The 1,906-nt window shown below is 40.9% G+C and carries 2 protein-coding genes and 1 pseudogene; 1 reads left to right on the top strand and 2 read right to left on the bottom strand.

The features are described 5' to 3' along the window. Nucleotides 1–358 precede the first annotated feature (358 nt). Nucleotides 359–1,177 (top strand): restriction endonuclease, encoded by an 819-nt coding sequence (locus VV869_RS24315; protein ID WP_337737533.1) that lies wholly within the window; start codon nucleotides 359–361, stop codon nucleotides 1,175–1,177. Between the two features lie 22 nt (nucleotides 1,178–1,199). Here VV869_RS24315 and VV869_RS24470 read toward each other — a convergent pair. Together VV869_RS24470 and VV869_RS24310 are read right to left on the bottom strand one after the other, a co-directional pair. Beyond that, nucleotides 1,200–1,304, bottom strand: a pseudogene (locus tag VV869_RS24470) (IS110 family transposase); the annotation flags it as partial. 70 nt (nucleotides 1,305–1,374) lie between these two features. Continuing rightward, nucleotides 1,375–1,554 (bottom strand): hypothetical protein, encoded by a 180-nt coding sequence (locus VV869_RS24310; RefSeq protein ID WP_337737532.1) that lies wholly within the window; start codon nucleotides 1,552–1,554, stop codon nucleotides 1,375–1,377. Between the last annotated feature and the right edge of the window lie 352 nt (nucleotides 1,555–1,906).

Here is a 1,906-nt window from a genome sequence, read left to right as displayed (position 1 = left end):
GCTTGCTGCCGTCCGTGCGTTGAACAAGTTAACAGGGCTCGGCATGCCCGTAACTCGTAAAGTTAGCTAAAACATGGCTTAAATTGGGTAGATCTGTTGTTTTCCCTGATTTGATCAACAAAGCCTATCGAAAAAGTAAAGCTGGTGTTTGGGCCTTTTATCCTTACGAAAAGTATTACGAGTTTAAGTCATCTTCGTTGGGAGAGTTGGTCACTGGTTGGATAAATGGCACCATTGCTGTTTAGCCACTTAACAAGGCCAAACATAAGGGATAGCGCAAGCTGTCATAAAATTTGAAACAAATTTTCCGCCAGTTTGCACTACCCATGTTGGCGGCGTTAGATTTTATTGGAACAATATGAATATAGATTTCTCCCAAATTAATCATGAAGATTTAGAGTTTTTAGTTGCTGATTTGTTATTGGAAGAAGGCTTAACGCTAGAATCCAGACCTGCGGTGGGTCCAGACGCTGGTAAAGATTTATTAGCAATCCGACATGCAACGTGTTCTTTAGGTTATCCATCTTTGGAGCGAATCTTGGTTGAATGCAAGCATACTAAGGCTAACGTTTCCGAATCTGACCTAGGTTATTACGAAAAGAAGATGGAAAAGCATGGCGCCAATCGCTATTTGCTTGTTACGACCTCTTCTGTAACCGAGTCGGTTAGGAACAACTTTGAGTCTACCAACAACTCAAGGGACGATAAAAAAGCGATCTATTGGACGAAAAACGATTTAAAAGCGATTATTTCCAAGCATGAATGTATATATGAAAGGTATTTTGTTTCATGGGATACGGAAATTAATAAAGCTCTTCGGTTTACCAAGCAGCATTTTATGGAAATTCATAAGGGTGCTTTGTTATGGTCGTCTAATACGACATTTATTTTTGGAAATGACGGGTATAGTTCTGATTTTGTGCGTAATTATATCGAAGAAATGAAAACTGAGTTAGGCCGTCAACAAGTAAAGGTTCTATCGTTTAAAGTTTTTGATGACGGTTATTCTTGGGGAATGTTAGTAGACTCTGTTGAAGCTAGAGCTTTATTTGATATGGTTTGGGAAAGCACTATTGCAAACAAAGATAAAGATATTGCTACGCGTGAAAAACAAAAAGCATATTCTAGATTAGTTAGCTTCTTTTCGGAGCCCCATCAGAGCTATAGCGTTGATTAAAATCTAACAAACGACTATGGCGTCAATAATTAATTTCATGCTGTTTTTTTTCCCACCTGACGCCATCACGAAGCATCGCATTGAGGATGACAACCATCTTCCTGACACAGGCAATGATGCCCACTTTCCCGGTTCATAGGAGCCACGCCGACCAACGCGGAGGATTGTTTCTTGGTGATGTAGCTGAGTTAGGTAAGTTACTCATGAGAGGCTCCACAGGCTTCCATCCCGATGATGGCCGGCGGGATATTGGCAAACGTCGAGAGAACTTTCGGGCGTGATATTGTTTTGTGGATCAATACCTTGCCTTGGTGATCCTCACCGTGGATACTGAAACTATGTTTGGCTAAATCAATGCCATAGACAGATGGTGACATGGTGGCCTCCAGCGATTTCGTTATCAGACTTACCAAGTGTGGCAAAGCCTGATGAGGGGGAGTCCATGTCATTCGTTATGCACTACAATGAATAATGGTTTGCTTTGTCGATGGAGGAAGCATCATGGAAGACAGATTCATTACATATCGAAGTGGTTATAAATATCAACTGGCTTCAAACTATTCCGTTGATACTGGTTTACGTATAGATACTGATATTGATGACAATGTAGTGGTCAAGTAAAATTGGCCACAGTTTTAGAGTCATTCCAGAATAACCGTTCTGACTCATTTGGCGTCAAACCACCGTTATATTGATGTGGCCTGACCTTGCTGTAATATTCCGTGATGT

Origin of the sequence: Photobacterium sp. MCCC 1A19761, from assembly GCF_037389125.1 — a bacterium.
Lineage (GTDB): Bacteria > Pseudomonadota > Gammaproteobacteria > Enterobacterales > Vibrionaceae > Photobacterium.
Note: the sequence above shows the minus strand (reverse complement) of the source record. Positions and strands in the feature narration are given on the sequence as shown.